Source organism: Micromonospora narathiwatensis (assembly GCF_900089605.1).
Lineage (GTDB): Bacteria > Actinomycetota > Actinomycetes > Mycobacteriales > Micromonosporaceae > Micromonospora > Micromonospora narathiwatensis.
In genome coordinates this window covers 4,553,319-4,577,617 of sequence record NZ_LT594324.1, presented here as the reverse complement: position 1 = coordinate 4,577,617, position 24,299 = coordinate 4,553,319, and the positions used below count along the sequence as shown (strand labels likewise).

General features: G+C 72.4%; 19 protein-coding genes and 1 pseudogene. 14 read left to right on the top strand and 6 right to left on the bottom strand.

Annotated elements, in window-relative coordinates:
- Positions 1-42: 42 nt before the first annotated feature.
- Both GA0070621_RS19755 and GA0070621_RS19750 read left to right on the top strand, forming a co-directional pair.
- Positions 43-1,434 carry a M1 family metallopeptidase gene (locus tag GA0070621_RS19755; RefSeq protein ID WP_091198094.1) on the top strand — a complete coding sequence of 464 codons (1,392 nt, stop codon included), beginning with the start codon at positions 43-45 and terminating at the stop codon, positions 1,432-1,434.
- An 87-nt stretch (positions 1,435-1,521) separates the two neighbouring features.
- Entirely contained in the window at positions 1,522-2,985 is a 1,464-nt protein-coding gene (locus GA0070621_RS19750; protein WP_167667078.1) for a M1 family metallopeptidase, read from the top strand.
- Between the two features lies 1 nt (position 2,986).
- On the opposite strand, the gene GA0070621_RS19745 is transcribed toward GA0070621_RS19750, so the two are convergent.
- Complete coding sequence (locus GA0070621_RS19745; protein WP_091202639.1) at positions 2,987-4,114, bottom strand: LCP family protein; 1,128 nt, start codon at positions 4,112-4,114, stop codon at positions 2,987-2,989.
- Positions 4,115-4,260: 146 nt separating this feature from the next.
- On the opposite strand from GA0070621_RS19745, the gene GA0070621_RS19740 reads away from it, so the two are divergent.
- Positions 4,261-5,955 carry a GMC family oxidoreductase gene (locus GA0070621_RS19740; protein WP_091198089.1) on the top strand — a complete coding sequence of 565 codons (1,695 nt, stop codon included), beginning with the start codon at positions 4,261-4,263 and terminating at the stop codon, positions 5,953-5,955.
- A gap of 83 nt (positions 5,956-6,038) precedes the next feature.
- On the top strand, positions 6,039-7,592 hold the full coding sequence (gene guaA / locus GA0070621_RS19735) for a glutamine-hydrolyzing GMP synthase (protein ID WP_091198087.1): 1,554 nt from the start codon (positions 6,039-6,041) through the stop codon (positions 7,590-7,592).
- 7 nt (positions 7,593-7,599) lie between these two features.
- Here the strand turns inward: guaA and GA0070621_RS19730 are convergent, their stop codons facing one another.
- Complete coding sequence (locus GA0070621_RS19730; RefSeq protein WP_091198085.1) at positions 7,600-7,971, bottom strand: PspC domain-containing protein; 372 nt, start codon at positions 7,969-7,971, stop codon at positions 7,600-7,602.
- A 144-nt stretch (positions 7,972-8,115) separates the two neighbouring features.
- Here GA0070621_RS19730 and GA0070621_RS19725 point away from each other — a divergent pair, with 144 nt between their 5' ends.
- From GA0070621_RS19725 to GA0070621_RS19715, 3 genes are all read left to right on the top strand, one after another.
- Positions 8,116-9,063 carry an NUDIX hydrolase gene (locus GA0070621_RS19725; RefSeq protein WP_091198082.1) on the top strand — a complete coding sequence of 316 codons (948 nt, stop codon included), beginning with the start codon at positions 8,116-8,118 and terminating at the stop codon, positions 9,061-9,063.
- Between the two features lie 140 nt (positions 9,064-9,203).
- Entirely contained in the window at positions 9,204-10,115 is a 912-nt protein-coding gene (locus GA0070621_RS19720) for an NUDIX hydrolase (protein WP_091202637.1), read from the top strand.
- Positions 10,116-10,462: 347 nt separating this feature from the next.
- Complete coding sequence (locus GA0070621_RS19715; RefSeq protein ID WP_091198079.1) at positions 10,463-11,368, top strand: CDP-alcohol phosphatidyltransferase family protein; 906 nt, start codon at positions 10,463-10,465, stop codon at positions 11,366-11,368.
- Between the two features lie 58 nt (positions 11,369-11,426).
- Here GA0070621_RS19715 and GA0070621_RS19710 read toward each other — a convergent pair whose 3' ends face one another.
- The 3 genes and pseudogenes from GA0070621_RS19710 to GA0070621_RS19700 all read right to left on the bottom strand — a co-directional run bounded on the left by GA0070621_RS19710 (position 11,427) and on the right by GA0070621_RS19700 (position 15,158).
- The gene (locus GA0070621_RS19710; RefSeq protein WP_091198077.1) at positions 11,427-12,674 is read right to left on the bottom strand and encodes a phosphatidylserine decarboxylase; all 1,248 of its coding nucleotides are present in this window, start codon (positions 12,672-12,674) and stop codon (positions 11,427-11,429) included.
- A 529-nt stretch (positions 12,675-13,203) separates the two neighbouring features.
- Positions 13,204-13,386 (bottom strand): annotated as a pseudogene (locus GA0070621_RS30960) (hypothetical protein); the annotation flags it as partial.
- Complete coding sequence (locus GA0070621_RS19700; RefSeq protein WP_091198071.1) at positions 13,383-15,158, bottom strand: PspC domain-containing protein; 1,776 nt, start codon at positions 15,156-15,158, stop codon at positions 13,383-13,385. The gene GA0070621_RS19700 and the pseudogene GA0070621_RS30960, both read right to left, overlap by 4 nt.
- Positions 15,159-15,356: 198 nt before the next feature.
- On the opposite strand from GA0070621_RS19700, the gene GA0070621_RS19695 reads away from it, so the two are divergent.
- Positions 15,357-16,598 carry an ATP-binding protein gene (locus tag GA0070621_RS19695; protein ID WP_091198069.1) on the top strand — a complete coding sequence of 414 codons (1,242 nt, stop codon included), beginning with the start codon at positions 15,357-15,359 and terminating at the stop codon, positions 16,596-16,598.
- 2 nt (positions 16,599-16,600) lie between these two features.
- A complete protein-coding gene (locus GA0070621_RS19690; protein WP_091198066.1) occupies positions 16,601-17,281 on the top strand; it encodes a response regulator in 681 nt (226 codons plus the stop codon).
- A gap of 51 nt (positions 17,282-17,332) precedes the next feature.
- On the opposite strand, the gene GA0070621_RS19685 is transcribed toward GA0070621_RS19690, so the two are convergent.
- Positions 17,333-18,067, bottom strand: coding sequence for a PIG-L deacetylase family protein (locus GA0070621_RS19685; protein WP_167667075.1), 735 nt, complete (start codon positions 18,065-18,067; stop codon positions 17,333-17,335).
- 429 nt (positions 18,068-18,496) lie between these two features.
- Here GA0070621_RS19685 and GA0070621_RS19680 point away from each other — a divergent pair, with 429 nt between their 5' ends.
- The 5 genes from GA0070621_RS19680 (at position 18,497) to GA0070621_RS19660 (ending at position 24,231) form a co-directional block, all read left to right on the top strand.
- Positions 18,497-20,140, top strand: coding sequence for a peptide ABC transporter substrate-binding protein (locus GA0070621_RS19680; RefSeq protein WP_091198064.1), 1,644 nt, complete (start codon positions 18,497-18,499; stop codon positions 20,138-20,140).
- A 146-nt stretch (positions 20,141-20,286) separates the two neighbouring features.
- Complete coding sequence (locus GA0070621_RS19675; RefSeq protein WP_091198061.1) at positions 20,287-21,213, top strand: ABC transporter permease; 927 nt, start codon at positions 20,287-20,289, stop codon at positions 21,211-21,213.
- Positions 21,206-22,177 carry an ABC transporter permease gene (locus tag GA0070621_RS19670; RefSeq protein ID WP_091198058.1) on the top strand — a complete coding sequence of 324 codons (972 nt, stop codon included), beginning with the start codon at positions 21,206-21,208 and terminating at the stop codon, positions 22,175-22,177. Before GA0070621_RS19675 ends, GA0070621_RS19670 begins: the two co-directional genes overlap by 8 nt.
- Before the next feature lie 25 nt (positions 22,178-22,202).
- Positions 22,203-23,225 carry an ABC transporter ATP-binding protein gene (locus tag GA0070621_RS19665; RefSeq protein WP_091198056.1) on the top strand — a complete coding sequence of 341 codons (1,023 nt, stop codon included), beginning with the start codon at positions 22,203-22,205 and terminating at the stop codon, positions 23,223-23,225.
- Entirely contained in the window at positions 23,218-24,231 is a 1,014-nt protein-coding gene (locus tag GA0070621_RS19660; RefSeq protein WP_091198054.1) for an ABC transporter ATP-binding protein, read from the top strand. Before GA0070621_RS19665 ends, GA0070621_RS19660 begins: the two co-directional genes overlap by 8 nt.
- Positions 24,232-24,299: the final 68 nt, after the last annotated feature.

Here is a 24,299-nt window from a genome sequence, read left to right as displayed (position 1 = left end):
ATTCCGGTCCCACCCGCGCCGTCGCGCCTCTAGGCTCGGCGGGTGACGAGCGGCCGGCGGTGGTACGCGGCGGCGCTCGCCGTCGCGCTGCTGGTCGCCGGGTGCACCCGGGACGACGACGGGCGGTTCCGGCCCGGGGCGGCCGACGTCGGCGACCCGTACGTGCCGGGGGCCGGCAACGGCGGCTACGACGTCGACCACTACGCGCTGCGGGTCCGCTACGACCCGCCCAGCGGGCGGCTCACCGGCCAGGCCACGGTCACCGCCACCGCCACCGCCGGCCTGTCCCGGTTCCACCTCGACCTCGCCGGCCTCACCGTCGACCGGGTACGCGTCGACGACGCCCCGGCGAAACACCGGCGCGACGGCAGCGAACTGGTGGTCACCCCGGCGCGCGGCCTGCCGGCGGGGAAGCGGTTCACCGCCGAGGTGGCGTACGGCGGGGTGCCGCGACCGCTCACCGGCGAACTCGGTGACGGTGGCTTCCAGGCCACCGGAGACGGGGCGATCGCGCTCGGCCAGCCCGAGTCGGCGAGCACCTGGTTCCCGGTCAACGACCACCCCTCCGACAAGGCCACCTACGACATCGAGGTGACCGTCCCGGACGGGCTCGCCGCGCTGAGCAACGGGGTGCCCAAGGGACAGACCAGTCAGGACGGCTGGACCACCTGGCGCTGGTCCGAGGGCGCGCCGATGGCCAGCTACCTGGCCACCCTGGTGATCGGCGACTACCGGGTGTCGACCGGTACGCACGCCGGGAAGCCGCTGGTCACCGCGGTTGCCGCCGGGCTGCCGGCGGACGGGCCGGCCGCCGCCGCGCTGGCGCGTACCGGCGAGATCGCCGACTTCCTGGCCGAGCGCTTCGGGCCGTACCCGTTCGACGCGTACGGCGGGATCGCGGTCGCCGACGAGCGCATCCGGTACGCGCTGGAGACGCAGACCCGCCCGGTCTACGGGCCGGGCTTCTTCCGGGGCGACCGGCCGAACACCGAGGTGGTCGCGCACGAGCTGGCCCACCAGTGGTTCGGCGACAGCGTATCGCTGGCCCGGTGGTGCGACATCTGGCTCAACGAGGGCTTCGCCACGTACGCGGAATGGCTCTGGAACGAGCACGACGGCGTCCGCAGCGTGGCGCGGGCCTTCGCCGACCGCTACGCGGTGACCGACTGGACGAAGCCGTCGGTGGACCCGGGCCGGGCGGCGATGTTCGGCGACGCCGTCTACCAGCGCGGCGCGCTGACCGTGCACGCGCTGCGCCGCGCGGTCGGCGACGAGACCTTCTTCCGCATCCTGCGCGGCTGGTTGGCCGAGCGGCGGGACGGCACCGCCACCACCGAGGACTTCGTCGGGTACGCCGAGCGGGTCGCCGGCCGTCCGCTGCGCCCGCTCTTCGACGCCTGGTTGGTCGGCGCCACCGCGCCCGCACTGCCGTGACGCGGGCGTAATTGTCGCTCGGTAGGCTGCCGCGGGCGGAGCGGCCGGCCGGGCCGCGACGGTCGTGCCCGAGGAGGGGTCGAGGCGATGGCGCTGGCGCTGCGGGGCGGACGACGACGGCTGGGGCTGCTGCTCTCCGGCACGCTGCTGATCGCCGGCTGCGGCTCAGCCGGCGCGGAGCGGACCGACGCGACAACGGCGCAGCCCACGCGGACCAGCTCGCGGAGCTTCGGGCCCGGCGCGGCCGGCGCGGGCGACCCCTACTTCCCGAGCTACGGCAACGGCGGCTACGACGTCGCCCACTACACCGTCCAGGTCCGCTACGACCCCGCGAAGAACCGGCTCACCGGCACCACCACCCTGCGGGCCACCGCCACCGAGGACCTCTCCTCGTTCAACCTGGACCTGGCCGGGCTGACCGTGCGGTCGGTCACCGTGAACGGAACCCGGGCCAGCCACGCGCGCACCGACAACGAACTGGCCATCACCCCGGCCACCGGCCTCACCGCCGGCAACGGCTTCGTCGCCGAGATCCGGTACGACGGCGAGCCGGCCGCGCTGGACAACGACGTGCTCGGCAAGGGCGGCTGGCTGCACACCTCGGACGGCGCGATCGCGCTCGGCCAGCCCGAGTCGGCGAGCACCTGGTTCCCGGTCAACGACCACCCCTCCGACAAGGCCACCTACGACTTCGAGATCACCGTGCCGAAGGGGCTCACCGCGGTCAGCAACGGCGTCCCGAAGGGCCGGACCACCAAGGGGGACTGGACCACCTGGAGCTGGTCCGAGGGCGCGCCGATGGCCAGCTACCTGAGCACCGTGGTGATCGGGAAGTTCCGGGTGACCACCGGGGAGCACAAGGGACGGCCGGTGTACAGCGCGGTCACCACGAAGGTGGCCGGGGGCGCCCCGGACCGGTCGATCGCCCGGACCACCGAGGTCGCCGACTACCTGGAGAGCGTCTTCGGGCCGTACCCGTTCGACGCGTACGGCGGTGTGGTGGTCGCCGACGACCGGATCCGGTACGCGCTGGAGACGCAGAGCCGCCCGGTCTACGCGGCCAGCTTCTTCCGGCAGGGCGAGAACACCGGGGTGGTCGCGCACGAGCTGGCCCACCAGTGGTTCGGCAACAGCGTGACGCTGCAGAAGTGGCAGGACATCTGGCTCAACGAGGGCCTGGCCACGTACGCCGAGTGGCTCTGGGCCGAGCACAGCGGGCAGTCCACCGTGCAGCACACCTTCGACCAGCAGTACGCCAGCGCGCCGGGGCAGGTATGGCGTACGCCGCCGGGCAAACCGGGGGTGGCGAACCTGTTCAGCCGGTCGGTGTACGACCGGGGCGGGATGACCGTGCACGCGTTGCGGGTGGCCGTCGGGGACAGCGCCTTCTTCGACATCCTGCGGACCTGGGCGGCGGAGAAGAAGAACGGCAACGCCACCACGGCCGAGTTCGTGGACCTCGCGGAGCGGGTCTCGCACAAGAAGCTCCGCAAGCTCTTCGACGCCTGGCTCTACGACACCGACCGGCCGCCCGCCCCGAAGCCGCTGTGACTCAGGTTTTCACGCGCAGCTTCGGGTTGGCGGCCAGGAAACTGTCGGCGGTGCCGCCGCGCACGGCGGCGAGGAACTGCCGGCCGACCGGCAGGAGCTGCTCGCCCCGGTAGGAGCCGCCGCTGCCGACCGCGTCGCCGGGGAGACCGACCAGGACGAAGGCGTCCGCGGAGAGCCCGCCCAGGGCGTACGCGAATTCCACCAGCCGGCGCCCGCCACCGACGTACACCAGGGTGTCGCCGAGGGCATCCGTCACCTGTTCGACCCGGGCCGGGTCCCGGGCCAGCCCCTGGTCGAGGATCTTCCGGGCCAGCGCCCGGATCAGTTGCTGCTGGTGGCGTTGCCGGGTGTAGTCGCCGCCGGCCGTGTAGCGCTGCCGCGCGTAGTCCAGCGCCTGCCAGCCGGTCAGCCGCCGGTTGCCCTTCTCGTAGACCATCTGCGGCCCGGTGTAGGTGCCGCCGGTCAGGGTCCGGAGCCGCCCGTCGGGACGGCGGTGGATGGACACGACCCGCTGGTCGACGTAGAGGTCCACGCCGCCGAGGGTGTCGACCAGCTTGTCGAACCCGCCGAAGGTGATCACCGCGCCGGCGTCGATGCGCAGCCCGGTGTACCGGCTGACCGTGGTGCGCAGCAGCTCGTATCCCTGCGCGGCGCTCGGGTGGGCCCGGTCGCCGGGCACCCGGCTGCCGTAGCTCATCGCGTGGGTCAGCTTGGTCCGGCCGCCCGGGTAGCCGGCCTTCGGGTAGGCCGGGATGTCCACCACCAGGTCGCGGGGCAGGGAGAAGAGGTACGCCCGGTCCAGCCCGGCCGGCACGTGCAGCACCAGCACCGCGTCGGCGTGCGGCTCCCAACCCGGCACGCTGACCCGGGTGTCCACCCCGACCAGCAGCAGGTTCAGCGGGCCGGTGAGGTCGGCGCCCGGCGGCGGGGTGGGGCTGGCCGGGGTCGGGGTCGGCGTATCGGCGGGCGAGGTGGGGGTGGCCGGGTCGGCGACCGGGCCCGGGGAGGCGGCGGGGGACGGGCGGGCGGCCAGCCGGGTGGCCACCACCACGCCACCGCCGACCAGCAGTACGGCCACCAGGGCGGCCAGCCCCAGCAGCCACCGTCGTCTCGGCCTCGCGCCGGTCATCGTGGGCCCCTTCCCCCGGTGTCGCTCGGCCGCGTCACGGGGGTGCCGGTGGTCGCCCACCTGGTTCCCCGCTTGGTCGAGCGCTCTGCATGATCCGTGAAAATCTCTCGCTGGCGCTATGGCTACTCGTCGGTAATGATGCGTTCATGCGGTACGACGTGGTCGTCGTCGGGTCCGGTTTCGGTGGCAGCGTCACCGCGCTCCGCCTGGCCGAGAAGGGCTACACCGTCGGCGTCCTGGAGGCCGGCCGGCGCTTCGCCGACGACGAGTTCCCGGAGACGTCCTGGCGGGTCCGGCGTTTCCTGTGGGCCCCGAAGCTCGGCTGCTACGGCCTCCAGCGGATCGACCTGCTGCGCTCGGCCGGCCGGAAGGCGGGCGGCGGGGTCCTGGTGCTCTCCGGGGCGGGGGTGGGCGGCGGCTCCCTGGTCTACGCGAACACCCTCTACGAGCCCCTCGACGCGTTCTACGCAGACCCGCAGTGGCGGGACATCACCGACTGGCGTGACGAACTGGCCCGCCACTACGACCAGGCGAAGCGGATGCTCGGCGTCACCACGTACCCGATGGTCACCGGGGCGGACCGGGCGATGCGGGCGGTGGCCGAGCGGATGGGGGTCGGGCGGACCTTCCACGCCACGCCGGTCGGCGTCCACATCGGCCGGCCCGGCGGGCGGGTGACCGACCCGTACTTCGGCGGGGCCGGGCCGGACCGCGTCGGCTGCACCCACTGCGGCGCCTGCATGACCGGCTGCCGGTACGGCGCGAAGAACACCCTGGTCAAGAACTACCTGTGGCTCGCCGAGCGGCTCGGTGTCCAGGTGCATCCGCTGACCACGGTGACCGCGGTCCGGCCGGCCCTCGGCGGCGGGTACGCGGTGCACACCGAGCGCACCGGCGCCTGGCTGCGCAAGCACCGGCAGGTGATCCACGCCGACCAGGTGGTCTTCGCGGCCGGTGCGCTCGGCACCCAGCGGCTGCTGCACGAGATGCGGGCCACCGGGGCGCTGCCCGGGTTGTCGCCCCGCCTCGGCGAGCTGACCCGGACCAATTCGGAGGCGATCCTGGGTGCCTCGGTCGGGGCGCGGCAGGCCCGGCAACGCGGGCTCGACTTCACCGAGGGAGTGGCGATCACCAGCTCGTTCCACCCCGACCCGCAGACCCACATCGAGCCGGTCCGGTACGGCAAGGGCTCCAACGCGATGGGCCTGCTCCAGTCGCTGCTGGTCGACGGCGGTCCGCGCCGGGCCCGGCGCTGGCTGGGCGGCGTCCTCCGGCAGCCCGGTCTGGCCGCCCGGATGCTCTCCGTCCGCGGCTGGTCCGAGCGGACCGTGATCGCCCTGGTCATGCAGTCGGCGGACAACTCGCTCACCACCCGGTTCCGGCGGGGCTGGTTCGGCCGGCGGCTGGTCTCCGGCCCCGGGCCCGGCGTGCCCAACCCGACCTGGATCCCGGCCGGCAACCAGGCCGCCCGGCTGCTCGCCGAGGAGATCGGCGGTACGCCCGGCGGCGCGCTCACCGAGCCGTTCAACATCCCGATGACCGCGCACATCCTCGGTGGGGCGGTGATCGGGGCCACCCCGGAGCACGGGGTGATCGACCCGTACCACCGGGTCCACGGGCACCCGGGGCTGCACGTGGTGGACGGCGCGGCGGTGTCGGCCAACCTCGGGGTCAACCCGTCGCTGACCATCACCGCACAGGCCGAGCGGGCCATGTCGTTCTGGCCCAACAAGGGCGAGGCGGATCCGCGCCCGCCGCTCGGCTCGGCGTACCAGCGCCTGTCCCCAGTCCCCCCGCACAACCCGGCGGTGCCGGCGCACGCCCCCGCCGCCCTGCGGTGAGGAAGTCCCTGTTAACGACCTCACGGCGGGACCCGGCCGGGGCGTGCCCGGACCGGCGGTGACTGTCGGTAGGCTTGCTGCGCATGAGCACCCCTCGCCCCGTCCTCGTGGTGGACTTCGGAGCCCAGTACGCCCAGCTCATCGCCCGCCGCGTACGTGAGGCGAGGGTCTACTCGGAAATCGTCCCGCATTCCATGCCGGTGTCCGAGATGCTGGCGAAGAACCCGGCCGCGATCATCCTCTCCGGCGGCCCGGCCAGCGTCTACGCCCCGGACGCCCCGCAGGTCGACGCGGGGATGTTCGACGCCGGGGTGCCGGTCTTCGGCATCTGCTACGGCTTCCAGGCGATGGCCCAGGCGCTGGGTGGCACGGTGGCCAGGACCGGCAACCGGGAATACGGCGGCACCCCGCTGCACGCCCGCCCGGAGGCCGGCGTGCTGCTCCGCGACCTCCCGGACGACCTGCCGGTCTGGATGAGCCACGGCGACTGCGTCACCGAGGCGCCGGCCGGCTTCACGGTCACCGCCGAGTCGGCCGGTGCGCCGGTCGCCGCGTTCGAGGACCTGACCGGTCGGCGGGCCGGCGTGCAGTTCCACCCCGAGGTCGGGCACACCGCGCACGGCCAGGAGATGCTCACCCGTTTCCTCCATGACATCGCCGGCATCGAGCCGACCTGGACGCCCGAGAACATCATCGACGAGCAGGTCGCCCGGATCCGCGAGCAGGTCGGCGACAAGGAGGTCATCTGCGGCCTGAGCGGCGGCGTGGACTCCGCGGTCGCCGCCGCGCTGGTGCACCGGGCGGTCGGCGACCAGCTCACCTGCGTCTTCGTCGACCACGGTCTGCTCCGTGCCGGGGAGGCCGAGCAGGTGGAGAAGGACTACGTCGCGGCCACCGGCATCAGGCTCAAGGTGGTCGACGCCCGGGAGCGGTTCCTCGGTGCCCTGGCCGGGGTGACCGACCCCGAGCAGAAGCGCAAGATCATCGGACGGGAGTTCATCCGGGTCTTCGAGGCCGCCGCGCGGGAGATCGCCTCGCACGGCGACGTCGAGTTCCTGGTGCAGGGCACCCTCTACCCGGACGTGGTCGAGTCCGGCGGCGGCACCGGCACCGCCAACATCAAGAGCCACCACAACGTCGGCGGCCTGCCGGAGGATCTCAAGTTCGACCTGGTCGAGCCGCTGCGTACGCTCTTCAAGGACGAGGTCCGCACGCTCGGCCTCCAGTTGGGGCTGCCCGAGGCGATGGTCTGGCGGCACCCGTTCCCCGGCCCGGGGCTGGCCATCCGGATCATCGGCGCGGTCGACGAGGAGCGGCTCGCGGTGCTCCGCAAGGCCGACCTGATCGCCCGCCAGGAGCTGTCCGCCGCCGGCCTGGACCGGGATGTCTGGCAGTTCCCGGTGGTGCTCCTGGCCGACGTGCGCAGCGTCGGCGTGCAGGGCGACGGGCGCAGCTACGGGCATCCCGTGGTGCTGCGCCCGGTCTCCAGCGAGGATGCGATGACCGCCGACTGGTCCCGGCTGCCCTACGACGTGCTCGCCCGGATCTCCACCCGGATCACCAACGAGGTGGCCGAGGTCAACCGGGTGGTCCTGGACGTGACGAGCAAGCCGCCGGGCACCATCGAGTGGGAGTGACCCCGGCTCAGGCCGTCGGCGGCGTCGGCGGCTGAGTCACCGGTCCGGGCTGCGGCATCGGCGTGGCCTGGGGCGCGGGGCCCGCGTGGGTGGGGGCGGCGGTCGGCGGGACCGGGGGCCAGCCCGGGGCGGTGCCAGGCGGGTGCGGCCAGGCGGGAGCGCCGTTCGGTTCCTCCGGCATCAGGAACCACATGACCAGGTACGCCAGCGCGGCGAGCCCGCCGGTGAACAGGGTGGCGACGGCGAAGCCGACCCGGACCAGGGTGGGATCGACCGCGAAGTAGCGGCCGAGTCCGCTGGACACACCGGCGACCATGCGGTCCGTGACGGGCCGGCGGAGTTGCTTGTACGGGGCCTGAGGGGTGCTCTGGTAGGTCATGACCCAACGGTCCCGCGTCGGGCGGCCGGGAGCCTCGGTGACCGCCCGGACTCCTACCCTGACCGATCCCTGAGACGCCAGCCGAGAGTCAGGAATCCGACTCTTTTCGATGCCGGTAACCGCATCGGGGGAGAATTTTCTCCCGTGACCACCTCGCTGGAGCCGCTGCGCAGGATCGCGGCATACGCAGTTTGTGCCGATTCAGACGACCGAGTGTTGCTGGTTCGCGCATCGGAGCGCTCCGGCACCCCCGGCACCTGGTCCCTCCCCGGCGGGGCGGTCGACCACGGTGAGGACCCGAACCACACCGTCGTCCGGGAGACCGCGGCGGAGACCGGCCTCTCGGTCGCCGTCTCCGGCCTCCAGGACGTGATCGCCGACATGCGGGCGCTGCCCGAGCGCGGCATCACCATCCACACCGACCGCCTGCTCTACACGGTCTCGGTGCGCGGCGGGACGCTCACCGAGCGGGTGGGCCGCCCGACCGACCTGGCCCGCTGGGTCACCCTCGACGAGGCGCGGGAGCTGCCGCTGCGGTCGTTCACCGCGCGCGCCCTGGGCCTGCCCTCCTCCAGCGACGACATCGTCCCGGAGGAGGTCCCCGAGTTCCCCTCGTTCTACGCGGTCCCCGGCCCCGACGGGCTGCACCGGGCGCAGCGTTTCGCCGCGTACGCGGTGGTGACCGACCCGGAGGAGCGGGTGCTGCTCACCCGGGTCTCCGACGGGTACCCGGGCGCCGGCTGCTGGCACCTGCCGGGCGGCGGCACCGACTACGGCGAGCAGCCGGGCGCCGCGTTGATCCGCGAGCTGGTCGAGGAGACCGGGCAGACCGGCCGCCTGGTCGAGCTGCTCGGCGTCGCCAGCCACCGGGACGCCGCCTCGCTCGGCCCCGAGGGCTACCCGATCGACTGGCACGGCGTACGCGCCTTCTACCGGGTGGTCGTCGACCAGCCGGCCCCGCCCACGGTGGCGGACGTCGGGGGCTCCACCTGTGAGGCCCGCTGGTTCCGTCGGGAGGAGCTGGGTGCCCTCCCCACCGACCGCCTCACCGAGGTGACGGCCGAAGCCGTCCACGCCGCCCAGCTCATCTGACCCCCCCGCCCCGCCCCGCACCGCACCCTCGCCGGTTTTCGGCGATCATGAAGTTATTGCCACGACACGCCGCCCCGGCGGGCAATAGGTTCATGATCGACGTGATGGGCGGGGCGGCGCGGGATGACGAGGGGTGCGGGGTGGAGGAGCGGCGGCGGATCGGCGCGTACGGGGTGTTGCGGGACGACCACCGACGGGTGCTGCTCGTCCGGGGCTCCGCCGACGCCGACTTTCCGGGCGTCTGGCAGCTCCCCGGCGGCGGCGTCGACCACGCCGAGCACCCCGAGACCGCGGTGGTACGCGAGTTCGCCGAGGAGACCGGGCTGACCGCCCAGGTGACCGGGCTGCGCGGCGCGGTCGCCGACGTGACCCGCTACCCCGAGCTCGGCGTCGCCCTGCACACCGACCGGATCATCTTCGACGTCACGGCCGCCGAGGGGACGCTCCGGGACGAGCCGGACGGCACCACCGATCTGGCCCGCTGGTGCACTCCCGACGAGGCCCGGCACCTGCCGCTGCTGCCGTTCACCGCCGACGTGCTCGGCCTGCCCGTCGACCCGCTGCCCGAGCACACCGCCCGCCCGGACCGGGCGCCGTTCGGGCCGCTGCCCGCCGATCGCCGGCAGCGCTTCGCCGCGTACGGGCTGGTCACCGATCCGGCGGGGCGGGTGCTGCTCACCATGATCGCCGACGGGTATCCGGGGGCCGGGAAGTGGCACCTGCCCGGCGGTGGCACCGATCACGGCGAGCAGCCGGCGGCCGGGCTGCTGCGCGAGCTGGTGGAGGAGGCCGGGCAGCTCGGCCGGGTGGTCGATCTGCTGGCCGTGGACAACCTGCACAATCCCGCCGCGCTCGGCCCGGAGGGACGACCGTTGGACTGGCACGGCGTACGGGTGATCTACCGGGTGCGCGTCGACGTCCCGACCGAGGCGGTGGTGACCGAACTCGCGGGCGGCTCGACCGCCCGGGCTGCCTGGTTCGCTCCGGAGCAGGTCGGCGGCCTGCCGATGACCGACGTGGCGGCCCTGGCCACCGGCTGGCGGGGCAGGTGACGGGCGCTCGACCGAACGAGGTGGGGTGCCTCCGGTACAGTCGGAAGTTCAGGATTCGCCGATGGAAACGGGCGATGACGCCCGTGATGGGAAGACCTGAGCGGTTCGCGCGGTTAAGGGAGTTATAAGTACCGCAGGCGGCTATCGCCAAGCCCCTGCCCCCTGTGCAATGGTGTACTCCGCAAACGGGCTGCCGGGCCAGAAAGGGTCCGGCACGAGACAGCCGGACACCCGCCAAACTGGCGGCCAGCCGATCCGGTGATGGAGGAAACGTGCCGAGAGCCCCATGGCGCCGGCGTCGTACGACTGACAGTCCGCGCCCCGCAGGGCGTGGCTGGGCGGGCGGGTTGCGCCGCAGCAGCACGTTCGCCCGCCAGGTGCTGCTGGTCCGGGTGGGCCGCCGAAACGAGGCAGCCGCGACCGACCTGGTCGCCCCCGACCACCGCCGGACCGATCGCCAGCGCCTTCGCTACGGTCGACTCGACCCGGAGGTCGAGGCGGTGATGCCGGTCAGCCCGGCCCTCGCCCCCGCGGCGACGGCCGACGAGGCGCCGGCAACGTCGATCCCCCTGCTGCCGGGTGAGCGCACCGCCGCTCGTCGAGCCAAGTTCGCCCTGGTCAACGCCTGCACCCTGAGCAGCGTGATGCTCGGCATGCTGGCGATCTTCCTGGCCATGGGGAGCGAGGTACGCACCGCGGCGCTCTGTCTGATCGCCTGCGTCGCGTTCGACGGGCTGGACGGCGCGTTGGCCCGCAAGCTCGGGGTGGCCAGCCCGTTCGGCGCCCAGATGGACTCGCTGGCCGACATGTGCTCGTTCGGCCTCGCCGCCCCGGTGGTGGTCTACGCCTCACTGGCCGGCTCGGTCCGGCCGGCGGCCGCCGCGGTCGCCTGCGCCCTGGTCGCGGCCTGCGCCGCGATCCGGCTCGCCCGGTTCAACGTCTCGCCGAAGGACGGCCGGTTCTTCTGCGGCGTACCGACCACCATGGCGGCGGCCGTGCTGGCCCTGACCGTGGCGATCGGTGTGCCGGTCTCCGGCCGGGTGATGGTCGGCGGGGTGGCGCTGCTCGCCTTCGCCATGGTCTCCAGCTTCCCGTACGCGAAGCTCGCCCGGCTGGTGAAGCTGCCGCCGTGGCTCTGGCTGGCCCCGGTGCTCGGCGCGCTGGTCGACATCCGGCTCACCTTCGCCCTCGTGGTGGTGGGCTACCTGGTCAGCGGCCCGGTGCTGTGGCTGCACCAGCGCCGCACCGCCTGACTTCCGCAACGAAAGAAGGGGCGCCGCGACGAGCGGCGCCCCTTCTTCGTGTCCGGGATCAGCTCCAGCGGGCGATCACGGTCGAGCCGCCGACCACCTTGTCGCCGGGCCCGACCAGCGGCTCGGCGGCGTCCGCCGGCAGGTAGACGTCGGTGCGCGAGCCGAACCGGATCAGGCCGAAGCGCTCGCCCCTGGCCAGCAGCGCGCCGACCGGCGCCCGCTGCACGATCCGCCGGGCGATCAAGCCGGTACGCTGCGCGACCACCACCGTGCCGTGTTCGGTGTCGAGCACCGTGTACGCCGCGACGTTGTGCTCGGCGTCCGGTTTCATCGCGTTGACGAACCCGCCGTCCGCGACGAAGTAGTCGACCACCTTGCCGGCCACCGGGGAGCGGTTGACGTGCACGTCCAGCACGGAGAGGAAGACCGCGATCCGCAGCCACTCGCCGTCGCCGAAGCGGTCGTCGTGCAGCCGCTGCACCGAGAGGACCTGGCCGTCCGCCGCGGCGACCACGGCCGCCGGGTCCTCCGGGACGTCCCGCTCCGGGTCCCGGAAGAACGCGGCCACCGGCGCGGCGGCCAGCGCCGGCAGCAGCCAGAGCTTCGACTTCGGCCGGGTAACCCGGGTGAGCGCGGCCAGGCCGAGGCTGATCCCGGCCGCCGCCACGCCGTTGGAGTCGATGTGCATGCCCCGGGTGAGCGGCACGCTCGACGGCCGGTAGGCCGGCGAGAGCCGGGCGGCGAGCGCGACGGCCGCCGGGGTGAAGCGGAGGTGATGCACCCGGACCGGCGGAGAGTTGCGCAGCACCAGGTCATTGCGGACGCCGTGCAGCAGGCCCTGCCGGTCCAGCTCGGCCCCGGCACCCTCGGTGCGGAAGAGCGGCACGGCCACGCTCAGCACGGCGCCCTCGGTGAGGTACTTCGACAGCCCGTCGACGGCCGTCCGGGTCTCGTCGGTGGTGCCGGTGAACGGCTCGGCGGCGATGACCACCTCGGCGCTGTCCGCCTCGGCGAGGGTGTCGGCGACCCGTACCCGGTCGGCCACCCAGGGGCCCTGGGCCGCCACGTGCTCGCGCAGCGCGGCCGCGGCGCAGCCCTCCGCCGGCACGACGGTGAGCCGGTCACCGGGGAGCAGCGCGTCGATCGCCGCGGCCAGCACCGCGGACTCCGGGGTCGCGCCGACCAGCAGGCCGGCCTTCGGGTCGTTACGGCGGGCGAACTCGGCGACGAGGGTACGGGCGGCGCGCTCGCCGACGCGGACCGGGCCGGGCAGGCCGGGGGTGCGTGCGGCGGGGGACTGGGTCATGTCGGGCGGGCTCCTGACGAGGTAGCGACGGGACGCGGCGGGACCGCCACGGCGACCTGGCCGGCCGGGGCCGCGGACGGGCCCCTGCGACCGGGAGCGCCGGCTGCGGCTACGGCCATCCGGCTCGGCGCGTCTGGCGTCGCGCCGCGACCCGGACGGCCGGGCGCCACGGGGTGGGCCGGCCGGCGGAGGCGGGATCTCCGCCAGCCAGCATATGCGCCGCCGCCGGCGCCCCGCATCGTCGCGGTCAGCCCGTTGAGCGCTCGTCGCGGCCGGGCTCGTCCCCGTCGGTACGCGGGCCGCCGGCCGGCCACTGCGGAGAGTCGACGGCGGGCAGCTCGCGGGTCGACGGTTCGGCCCCGACGTCCCGACCGTCCCCGAGCGGGGCCAACTCGCGCGTCGGGCCCTCCGGGCTGCCGGCCGGGGTCAAGTCGTCGGTCGACAGCGCCTCGACCGGCGACCCGTACGCCGGCTCGGCGGGGCGGTCCTGGCGCGCCTCGAGGGGCACGTCGGTCACCGCGTCGCTGTGCCGCCCGGACCGGAGCGCGCCGACCAGGCTCAGCAGCCCGACCAGGATGAGCGCGCCGGCCAGGAACCAGCCCACCGGGGGCAGGGTGAGCCCGAGGATCCGGGCGAGCAGCCACCAGACGGAGAGGGCCAGGAAGACCAGCCCGAACGCGAAGGACACGATGTCGGTGCGGTGGGCCTTCACCGGGTCACCTCCAGGTCTCCGGCGTTCATGTGGATGAGCAGTCGCAGGGTGCCCCCGCCCCGGCCGTCCGGACCGAGGTCGGTGCTCTCCCACTTCGGGCCGTTGAGGCCGCTGGAACGCTTGCCGAAGACGGTGGCGTCCCCGGCGTTCACATCGGCCACCGTGGTGACGTCGACCTTCGGCGGTACGACCACGGACAGTTTGCCGAAGTTGATCTCCACGGTGATCTCCGTGTCCTTCTCGGCGAAGTCCACCGCCCGCAGGTCGAGCACCGCGTCCCCGAAGTTGTTCTTGTAGCGGACGGCCAGGGCCTGGTAGTCGGGGGGTGCCCAGGTGACGCGGCCGTCGATCCCGCGTACCCGGTCGTAGGACTCGGCCACGGTGGCGATGCCGAGCGCGGTCGCGGCGACCAGGCCGAGCGCGATCAGCCAGCGGGCCCGACCGAACCAGGTACCCACCAGCAGGCCGAGCCCGATGGTGGCCAGCGCCGCGGCGAAGTACCCGGCCGCACCGACCGGGAAGACGCCGAGCAGGTCGAGCACGGCCACCGCACCCAGCGCCAGGAAGATCAGCGAGAAGGTGATCGCGCCGAGTGCCGAGCGCTCCTTCGGCCGCTTCGGTGCCCGTGGCGGCCGTGCGGGGGCCGGTGGCGTCGGCGGGTGGTACGCCCCGGCGTACGGCCCGCGCGGGGCGAAGGGCGGCCGGTACCCGCCGGGCGGCAGCGGCGCGCCCACCGGCGACGGGGGCGGCACGGATCCGGGCGGCCCGAGCGGGGTACCCCCGGTCGTCGGCGTGCCCGGCCAGGTCGGCGTGTCGTGTCCCCACGTCCCGCTGGTCCCACCCGGGACGGTGGTCGATTCCGCGGCCGGCCAGGGCTGCCCGGCGGCGGTCTCCGCGGCCGTCGGCTCACCCGCCGGGGCGGCGCCGGCCTCGCGCTGGGCCGGCGGACCGGCGGCCCAGGCCGCCTCGGTGGTGCCCGGCGTCGACCACGCCGGTTGGGCGCTGCCGCCCGGCGTCGGCCAGGCCGGTGGCCCGGTCCAGCCCGGCTGGGCGGCGCTGCCCGGCGTCGTCGGCCAGGCCGGTTGGGCGGGGCTGCCGGGGTGGGGCCCGGCCCAGGTCGCCGCTCCGGCCGTGCCCCACGTCGGCCCGGCTCCGGGCGCGGTGGGACCGGCCGCCGGCCAGCCCGTCGGCGGCACCGGACCCGGGGGCGGGCCGGGCGCGGGCTGCCGCTGCGCCGCGTTGCGCGGTTGGCGGTTGAGCAGCAGCGCGCCACCGATGAGGATCACCGCGCCGAGCAGCACCGCCCGGAGGGCGTTGGTGACGATGTAGCCGAAGCCGACCGCGACCACGATGCTGAGCACGATCACGGTGACCGGGGACATGCTCGACCGGCCCCGGCCGAGCATCGACTCCACCGGCGAGGCGGTGTCCCCCTCGCCGGGGATGATCAGCCAGGCGGTGAGGTAGACCAGGATGCCGATGCCCCCGAAGAAGCCCAGCACGGCGAGGACCACCCGCCACAGCACCGGGTCGGTGTTGGTGGCCCGGCCGATGGCGGCGCAGACGCCGGCCAGGTAGCGGCCGTCGCGCGGGCGGACCAGCCCGTACCGGGAGGTGAAGCCGCCGGGCGGCGGGGCGTACCCGGGTTGCGGCGGGCCGAACGGCGCGGACCCGGCGGTCGACGCGCCCGGCGGCGGCCCGGTCGGTGGGGGTGGCGGTGGCCAGTCCGACGGCGCCCCGGGCTGGGGCGGACGGGCAGCTTCCTCGGTCATACCTTTGATCCTGCTGCCCCCTCCGCCCGAGCGTCCTCCGGACCCGACCCTGACGCCACCCTGAGATCTCGGGGCCCGAATGTCGGGGGCGTCCCCATGGTCGCCGGCGGTCCGGCCGTGTGACGATCGAAGCGGCGCCGGCGCCGGCCGGCCACCGCCACGACCGCCCGACCCCGGGAGCCTCCGATCAGCAGCACCGTGACCCCGCACCCCCCACGGCTCTACCGGGCCACCGAGCACCGGCTGGCCGCCGGGGTGGCCGCCGGCATCGCCGAGCACCTCGGCATCTCGGTGCTCCGCGTCCGGATCGCCTTCATGGTGCTGCTCGGGCTGAACGGTCTCGGGCTGCTGCTGTACGCCGCCTTCTGGGCGGTCGTCCCGCCCCGCCCGGGCGACACCGCCGTCCCGCCCCGCCGCGACCTCGCCCAGCTCCTGCCCTTCGTGGCGATCGGGCTGGGCGTGCTGCTGGTCCAGATGATGGCCTTCCACTCCGTCGGCGCCGCCGGCACCGCCGGCTGGCTGGTCGCGATCATCGCGGTCGGCGCCGGCGTGATCTGGCACCAGTCCGCGCCCGAGCGTCGCCAGCAGTGGAGCGGGTCGATGGCGGTGCCCTGGCTGGGCGCGGTGGTGGAGGAGAGCGACCGGCGGGCGTTCGTGCTCCGCTTCGTCGGCGGCGGCGTGCTCGTCGCCGTCGGCATCATCGGCGTGGCCGCGGTCTACTCGCCGGCGCAGAACTTCGACGCCGTGCTCAACGGTGTGATCTTCGCGCTGGTCGGGCTGGCCGGCGTCGGCGTCGTGACGGGGCCGATGCTCTGGCGTACCTGGAACCAGCTGCGCTCGGAGCGCGAGGGGCGGATCCGCGAGCAGGAACGCGCCGAGTTGGCCGCGATGGTGCACGACCAGGTGCTGCACACCCTCGCCCTGATCCAGCGCAACGCCAGCGACGTCAAGACCGTGCAGCGGCTGGCCCGCGGCCAGGAACGGTCGCTGCGGAACTGGCTCTACAAGCCGACCGCCTCGCCGACGGAGCGCTTCGCCGCCGCGCTGGAGCAGGCCGCCGCCGAGGTGGAGGACACCTTCGCCATCACCGTCGAGGCGGTGGTGGTGGGCGACCGGGAGACCGACGAGCGGGTGGGCGCGCTCGTCGCCGCCGCCCGGGAGGCGTTGGTCAACGCGGCCCGGCACGCCGGGGTCAGCACGGTGTCGCTCTACGCCGAGGTGGAGCCGGAGCAGGTCAGCGTCTTCGTACGGGACCGGGGCAAGGGCTTCGACCCGGATACGGTGGAGGATCACCGGCACGGCGTCCGGGGCTCGATCATCGGGCGGATGAAGCGGCACGGCGGCCGGGCGGAGATCCGGTCCGGGCCGGGGGAGGGGACCGAGGTCCGGCTGATCCTGCCGATCAGCGGCTCCGGCTCCACGGCGGAAAGGGACAGATGACCATGGCCGAGCAGGGACCGGTCGAGGGAGCGGCACCCCGGGACGGGCGGCTGCGGGTGTTCCTCGTCGACGACCACGCCATGTTCCGGGCCGGCGTACGCGCCGAGCTGGGCGGGCATGTCGAGGTGGTCGGCGAGGCCAGCACGGTGGCCGAGGCGGTCAGCCGGATCGCGGCGACCCAGCCCGACGTGGTGCTGCTCGACGTGCACATGCCGGACGGCGGCGGCCGGGCGGTGCTGGAGGCGATGCGGCGTACCCACCCGCAGGTGCGGTTCCTGGCGTTGAGCGTCTCCGACGCGGCCGAGGACGTGATCGGGCTGATCCGGGCCGGCGCCCGGGGTTACGTCACCAAGACCATCTCGCCGGACGAGCTGACCGACGCCATCCGCCGGGTGGCCGAGGGGGACGCGGTGTTCAGTCCCCGGCTGGCCGGGTTCGTGCTGGACGCGTTCGCGGCCCGGCCGGACGCGCCGGTCGCCGACCCGGAGTTGGACCAGCTCACCAACCGCGAGCGCGAGGTGCTCCGGCTGCTGGCCCGGGGGTACGCGTACAAGGAGATCGCCAAGGAGCTGTACATCTCGATCAAGACGGTCGAGACGCACGTCTCCAACGTGCTGCGCAAGCTCCAGATGTCCAACCGGTACGAGCTGTCCCGCTGGGCGGCCGACCGCCGGCTGGTCTGACCGCCCGGCCCCGCTTTGCCGTACCACCCGGTACCTGCCGACCGGTTCCGATCACTCGGTGCGCAGCACGGTGAACGCCTCGGCCAGCCGGCCGGCGGGTAGCCCGGCGTTGCCGGCGATCATGCCGAGCAGGTCGTGCACCCACGCCGTCACGTCCATCTGCGCGGTCTGCGAGCGGTGCGCCCGCATCGCGGCGATCTTCCGGTCGACCCGGTCGGTCACGTCGACGGCGTGGTCCGGCGCGGGGCCGCCCGCGTACCAGATCTCCCGGACCACCCAGGGTTCGAGTCCTTCGGCGAGCAGCTCGGGGAAGGCGAAGCGGTTGCGCGAGTCGGGGTAGACCGCGCAGGTGGCGGCCTCGCCGACGGCCAGGTGGTCGGGGTGGCTCGGGCCGGTGAGGAGCTCCCAGCGGCGCAGTGGGGAACTGGTGAGCACCCGGTCCGGCCGGAACCGGCGGATCGCGGCGGTGATGTCGCGGCGTAGCTCCGGGCCGGAGGCGAGCAGGCCGTCGGGGTATCCGTCGAGGAAGTCGATCCGGTGTACGCCGACGGCGGCGGCCGCCGCCCGCTGCTCCGCCTCGCGCCGGGCGGGCATCTCCTCGCGAGGAGTGTCGTCGAACCCGCCGGAGTCCCCCCGGGTCACGACCAGATACGCCACCTCGATACCCTCGTCCACCCAGCCAGCGATGGTGCCCGCACAGCCGAAGTCGACATCATCCGGATGGGCAAATACGGCCAGCGTCCGGCGGATGTCGGGGAGCGCCGGAGAGGAGGCGGGGAAGGTCACAGCCACCGAGCCTACGCGGGGGTCTGGCGCGGTGTGACTGTGTCTTTCCTGTTCAGAGTGGTATGACCGGCACGTTTCATGATCTTTTCTCAAGTATCGGCAACGTGGCGGCCAACTAACGGCTTGATAACGGCACCTTCACGGAACGGGCCGGTGGGTGTCACAGTGGCAGCACCTCACCCCCGGTGTGGGCAACTCGTCGGGCCCGCCGATCACGCGACGTCGATCATCTTTGACGTTGGGTGGCGTCGGCCCCTGCGTGATGTCCTCGCCTGGGTGTGGTGCCCGGCGGATCGGTACCCCTGGGGTGTCCCGATTTCCTCTGCGGTAAGCCGGCGACCTGTGGTTCGGGTCGGCGGTTGGTGTCACCCCCCAAGACGTGCGTGAAGTTCACGACGGAACCAGGTTAGAAAGAGGAGGCCCCTCGGAATGAGAGTCTCGAAGCGGGCGAGCGGCGCGCTCGCCGTGGGTGCGGCGTTCGCGCTCGTCGCGTCCGGCTGCTCCAGCGGCAACGGCGACGGTGGCGACGCCAGCGCCAGCAACGATGGCGCGATCATCATCGGCGGCACCCAGCCGGAGAACCCCCTGGTTCCGGCGAACACCACCGAGACCGGTGGCGGCAGGATCATCGACTACCTGTGGACCGGTCTGGTCGAGTACCCGAACAACGGTGGCGCTCCCCAGAACGCCCTTGCCGAGTCGATCGAGACCAAGGACTCCAAGGTCTTCACGATCAAGATCAAGCAGAACACCAAGTTCCACGACGGCAGCACCGTCAAGGCCGAGAGCTTCGTCAAGGCCTGGAACTGGGCTGCGTACGGCCCGAACGGCGCGCAGAACGCCAGCTTCTTCGCGGACATCCAGGGCTTCGACGACGTCTTCACCGAGGACCCGGACGGCCCGGACGGCCCGCAGAAGGCCCCGGAGCCCAAGGCCAAGGAGATGTCCGGCCTCAAGGTCGTCGACGACTGGACCTTCGAGGTCACCCTCAACGCGCCGACCGCGGTCTTCCCGACCAAGCTCGGCTACAGCGCCTTCGTGCCGCTGCCGGACGCCTTCTTCACCCAGGAAGCGGACGCCTTCGGCAAGAAGCCGATCGGTAACGGCCCGGTCAAGTTCGTCTCGTGGCAGGACGACGTCGAGATCAAGCTCACCCGCTTCGACGACTACAACCTGCGCGACAAGATGAAGATCAAGGACGTCACCGTCAAGATCTACCAGGACGACACGGCCGAGTACAACGACCTGGTCTCCAACAACATCGACTTCATGCAGCAGGTCCCGGTCTCCTCGCTGGCCGGCGACAAGTGGAAGGCCGACCTGGGCGACCGGGCCATCCCCTCCACCACCCCGTCGACGGGCATCATCGCCTTCCCGATCTACGACAAGCGCTTCCAGAACCCGAAGCTGCGCGCGGCGATCTCGCACGCCATCGACCGGCAGGCGATCACCGACAAGATCTTCTTCGGTAACCGGAAGCCGGCCGACAGCTGGGCCAACCCGCTGACCCCGGGCGCCGTGCCGGGCAACTGCACCGCCTGCAAGTTCGACGTGGACCTGGCCAAGCAGCTCTACGCCGAGTCCGGTGGCTTCCAGGGCAAGCTGACCCTGTCGTACAACGCGGACGCCAGCCACAAGGCGTGGATGGAGGCCGTCGCCCAGCAGATCAAGACCAACCTGGGCATCGACGCCGTCGCCGTCGGCGTGCCGACCTTCGCGGTCTTCCGGGCCAACATCAACGCCCACAAGATGACCGGCGCCTACCGTGCCGGCTGGCAGCAGGACTACCCGGACGTCGAGAACTGGATCATGCCGCTCTACGTGACCGGTGGTTCCTCGAACGACGGTCTGTACAGCAACAAGGAGGTCGACGCCCTCGCCAAGGAGGCCCTCGCGGCCCCCAGCCTCGAGGAGTCGCACAAGAAGTTCGCTGAGGCTGTCAAGCTCATCGACCAGGACGTCCCGTCGATGCCGATCTACTTCGGTGGCCAGCAGTCCGGCCACTCGGAGAAGATCAAGAAGATGGAGCTGACCAACGTCGGCGAGCTCGACATCACCTCGGTCGAGCTCTGATCCGAACGGTCTGACCCCGGGTCGGGCTCGCCTACCGGTGAGCCCGACCCGGGGCCGTTCCGCGAGGGGGTGTACAACAAACCCCTCGCACGTTTGTCACCACCGTGTCGGCCGTCCGACGCGCCCCCTGTCTGGAGGACCACCCCATGGGCCGTTATCTCTTGAGACGGCTGCTGCAACTTGTGCCGGTGTTCATCGGCACGACGTTCCTGATCTACTGGCTCGTCTGGTCGGTGCCCGGCGACCCCTTCGCCGGCAAGTGTGGCGACCGCGGTTGCCCCGACAACTACCGGGCGATGATGACCGAGAAGTACCATCTCGACCAGTCGATTTGGGTGCAGTACGCCAGCTACATGAAGAACCTTTTCCAGGGTGACTTCGGCTCCACGTTCAGTGGCCGGCCGATCAGCGACATCATCGCGACGTCGTACCCGAACACCCTGAAGCTGGCGGTGGTCGCGCTCGCCATCGAGGCCGTCATCGGTCTCGGCGCGGGCGTACTGACCGGTCTCCGGCGCAACGGCTTCCTGGACAACCTGGTCCTGGTCTCCACCCTCTTCCTGATCGCGCTGCCCGTCTTCGTCATCGGCTTCGTGCTTCAGTGGTTCTTCGGCGTCAAGTGGGGCATCGTCACCCCCACCGTCTCCTCGGAGATGCGATTCACCGAGCTGATCCTGCCGGGCTTCGTGCTGGGCAGCGCCTCGATGGCGTACATCGCCCGGGTGGCGCGCACCAGCATCGCGGAGAACCGCCGCGCCGACTACGTCCGCACCGCCATCGCCAAGGGTCTGCCCATGCGCCGGGTGGTGGGCGTGCACCTGCTGCGCAACTCGCTCATTCCGGTCGTCACCCTGCTCGGCACCGACCTCGGCGCCCTGATGGGTGGCGCGATCGTGACCGAGGGCATCTTCGGCATCAACGGCATCGGTCGCCAGGTCCTCCGGTCGATCGTCACCAAGGAGAGCGCTACCGTTGTCGGCATCGTGGTGGTGCTGGTGGTCGTCTATCTCCTGATGAACCTGCTGGTGGACCTGCTCTACGCCGCCCTGGACCCGAGGATTCGCTATGAGTGACCCGAGTGCCGCTTCGCTTGTCAGCACCCCCCGCATCGAGGCGCCGACCGAGAGCGGATCCCCCACCAACCCCGAGAGCGCGCAGAAGCAGCAGCAGCCGCGCGGCCTGCTCGGCGACGCCTGGCTCGACCTGCGCCGGAAGCCGCTGTTCTGGATCTCCGCCTCGTTCATCGTGCTGTTCGTGGTGATGGCCGCGTTCCCGTCGCTGTTCACCTCCGGCGACGCGGTGAACGGCGAGCTGTCCCACAGCCTGGTGAAGCCGTCGTCGGACGCCTGGTTCGGCTACGACCAGCAGGGTCGGGACGTGTTCGCCCGGACGATCTACGGTGCCCGCGCCTCGATCGTGGTGGCGCTGCTCTCCACCATCGGCACGCTGCTGATCGGCGGCGCGATGGGCATGATCGCCGGTTACCGCGGCGGCTGGGTGGACGCGCTGCTCTCCCGGATCGCGGACATCTTCTTCGGCCTGCCCTTCGTGCTCGGCTCGATCGTCATCCTGACCACCTTCAACGGCTCGGGCACGGACAACAGCGAGTGGACGATCATGGCCCTGGTGATCATGTCGCTGACCGTGCTGAGCTGGCCGGTCGTGATGCGGCTGATGCGCTCCTCGGTGCTGGCCACCAAGGAGGCCGACTACATCGTCGCGGCCCGGGCGCTGGGCGCCGGCACCGGTCGGATCATCTTCAAGCACCTGCTGCCCAACTGCCTCGCACCGCTGCTGGTCTACGGCACGATCATGGTCGGCTCCTTCATCGGCGCCGAGGCCACGCTGTCCTTCCTGGGCATCGGCCTGAAGACCCCCGTCGTGTCCTGGGGCATCATGATCAGTGAGGCGCAGAACTTGATCCGAGTCTCGCCCTATCTGCTGTTCTTCCCCGCCGCGTTCCTCGTCGCCGCCGTGCTGAGCTTCGTCATGCTCGGCGAGACGGTGCGCGAGGCCCTCGACCCGAAGCTCCGATAGGGGAACTGAGTTGTCCGACATTCTCGTGTCCGAGCAGTCCGCGCCGGGCGCCGCCGGCCGCCCCACGGGCCGGCTGCTCGAAGTCGACGACCTGCGGGTGGAGTTCCGTACCCGGGACGGCGTCGCCAAGGTCATCAACGGGGTGACGTACCACGTCGACGCGGGGGAGACCCTCGCCGTGCTCGGCGAGTCCGGCTCCGGCAAGAGCGTCACCGCGCAGACCATCATGGGCATCCTCGACACCCCGCCCGGCTTCGTCACCGGTGGCCAGGTCCGCTTCCACGGCAAGGACATGCTCACGATGTCCCCCGAGCAGCGGCGGCGGATCCGGGGCGAAGGCATTGCGATGATCTTCCAGGACTCGCTCTCCGCCCTCAACCCGGTTTTCACCGTCGGTTTCCAGATCGCCGAGCAGTTCCGCATCCGGCGCGGCATGAGCCGCGCGGACGCCAAGAAGCGCGCGATCGAGATGCTCGACCAGGTGAAGATCCCGAACGCCAAGGGCCGGTACAGCAACTACCCGCACCAGTTCTCGGGCGGTATGCGGCAGCGCGCCATGATCGCGATGTCGCTGGCGCTGGACCCCGAGGTGCTGATCGCCGACGAACCGACCACCGCGCTGGACGTGACGGTGCAGGCCCAGATCATGGACCTGCTCGGCGAACTCCAGCGGGAGCGGCGGATGGGCATGATCCTGATCACCCACGACCTCGGCGTGGTCGCCGACGTCGCGGACCGGATCGCGGTCATGTACGCCGGCCGGATCGTCGAGGAAGCCGACGTGTACGACCTGTACGCCAAGCCGGCGCACCCGTACACCCTCGGCCTGCTCAACTCGATCCCGCGGATGGACGAGAAGGGGCAGGAGCTCCGTACCATCAAGGGCCTTCCGCCAAACCTGATGAACATCCCGTCGGGCTGCGCGTTCAACCCCCGCTGCCCGATGGCGCAGCCGGTGTGCCGGGAGAAGCAGCCCCGGCTGCTGCAGCTCGGCCGCGGCCGGGCCAGCGCCTGCCACTTCGCGGAGGAGCTCGTGAACCGTGACTGAGAACATCATCGAGGTCCGTGACCTGGTCAAGCACTACCCGGTCACCCGGGGCATCGTGTTCAAGAAGACCATCGGTCACGTCAAGGCGGTCGACGGCGTCTCCTTCGAGCTGAAGGCCGGCGAGACCCTGGGCGTGGTGGGCGAATCGGGCTGCGGCAAGTCGACGCTGGCCCGGGTCCTGATGAACCTGGAGCGGCCGACCGCCGGCCAGGTGCTCTACAAGGGGCAGGACATCTCCAAGCTCTCCGGGGCGGCGCTGCGGCGCCTGCGCCGGCAGATCCAGCTGGTGATGCAGGACCCGTACACCTCGCTCAACCCCCGGATGACGGTCGGTGACCTGGTCGGCGAGCCGTTCGAGATCCACCCCGAGGTGGCTCCGAAGGGCTCCCGCCGGACCAAGGTCAAGGAACTGCTCGACCTGGTCGGCCTGAACCCGGAGCACATCAACCGGTACCCGCACCAGTTCTCCGGCGGCCAGCGGCAGCGCATCGGCATCGCCCGGGCGCTCGCCCTGCGGCCCGAGGTCATCGTCTGCGACGAGCCGGTGTCGGCCCTGGACGTGTCGATCCAGGCCCAGGTGATGAACCTGCTGGAGAAGCTCCAGGCCGAGTTCGGGCTGTCGTACATCTTCATCGCGCACGACCTGTCGGTGGTGCGCCACCTCTCCGACCGGGTCGCGGTGATGTACCTGGGCAAGGTCGTGGAGATCGGCACCGAGGACGAGATCTACGAGCGGCCGACGCACCCGTACACCCAGGCGCTGCTGTCGGCGGTGCCGGTGCCGGACCCGACGGTGCGGGAGAGCAAGGCGATCATCCGGCTCACCGGTGACGTCCCCTCCCCGGTGAGCCCGCCCTCGGGCTGCCGGTTCCGCACCCGGTGCTGGAAGGCACAGGCGGCGTGCGCCCAGGAGCTGCCGCTGCTCCAGATCCGGCGGGGCTCGGACCACCCGAGCGCCTGCCACTTCGCCGAGCAGCGGGAGATCGTGGCCACCCACGAGGCGTGAGCCGTTCGAACCGCCTGCCGGAGTCGCCCGACTGCCGGCAGGCGGTTCGTCGTATCCGGGCACGGCCG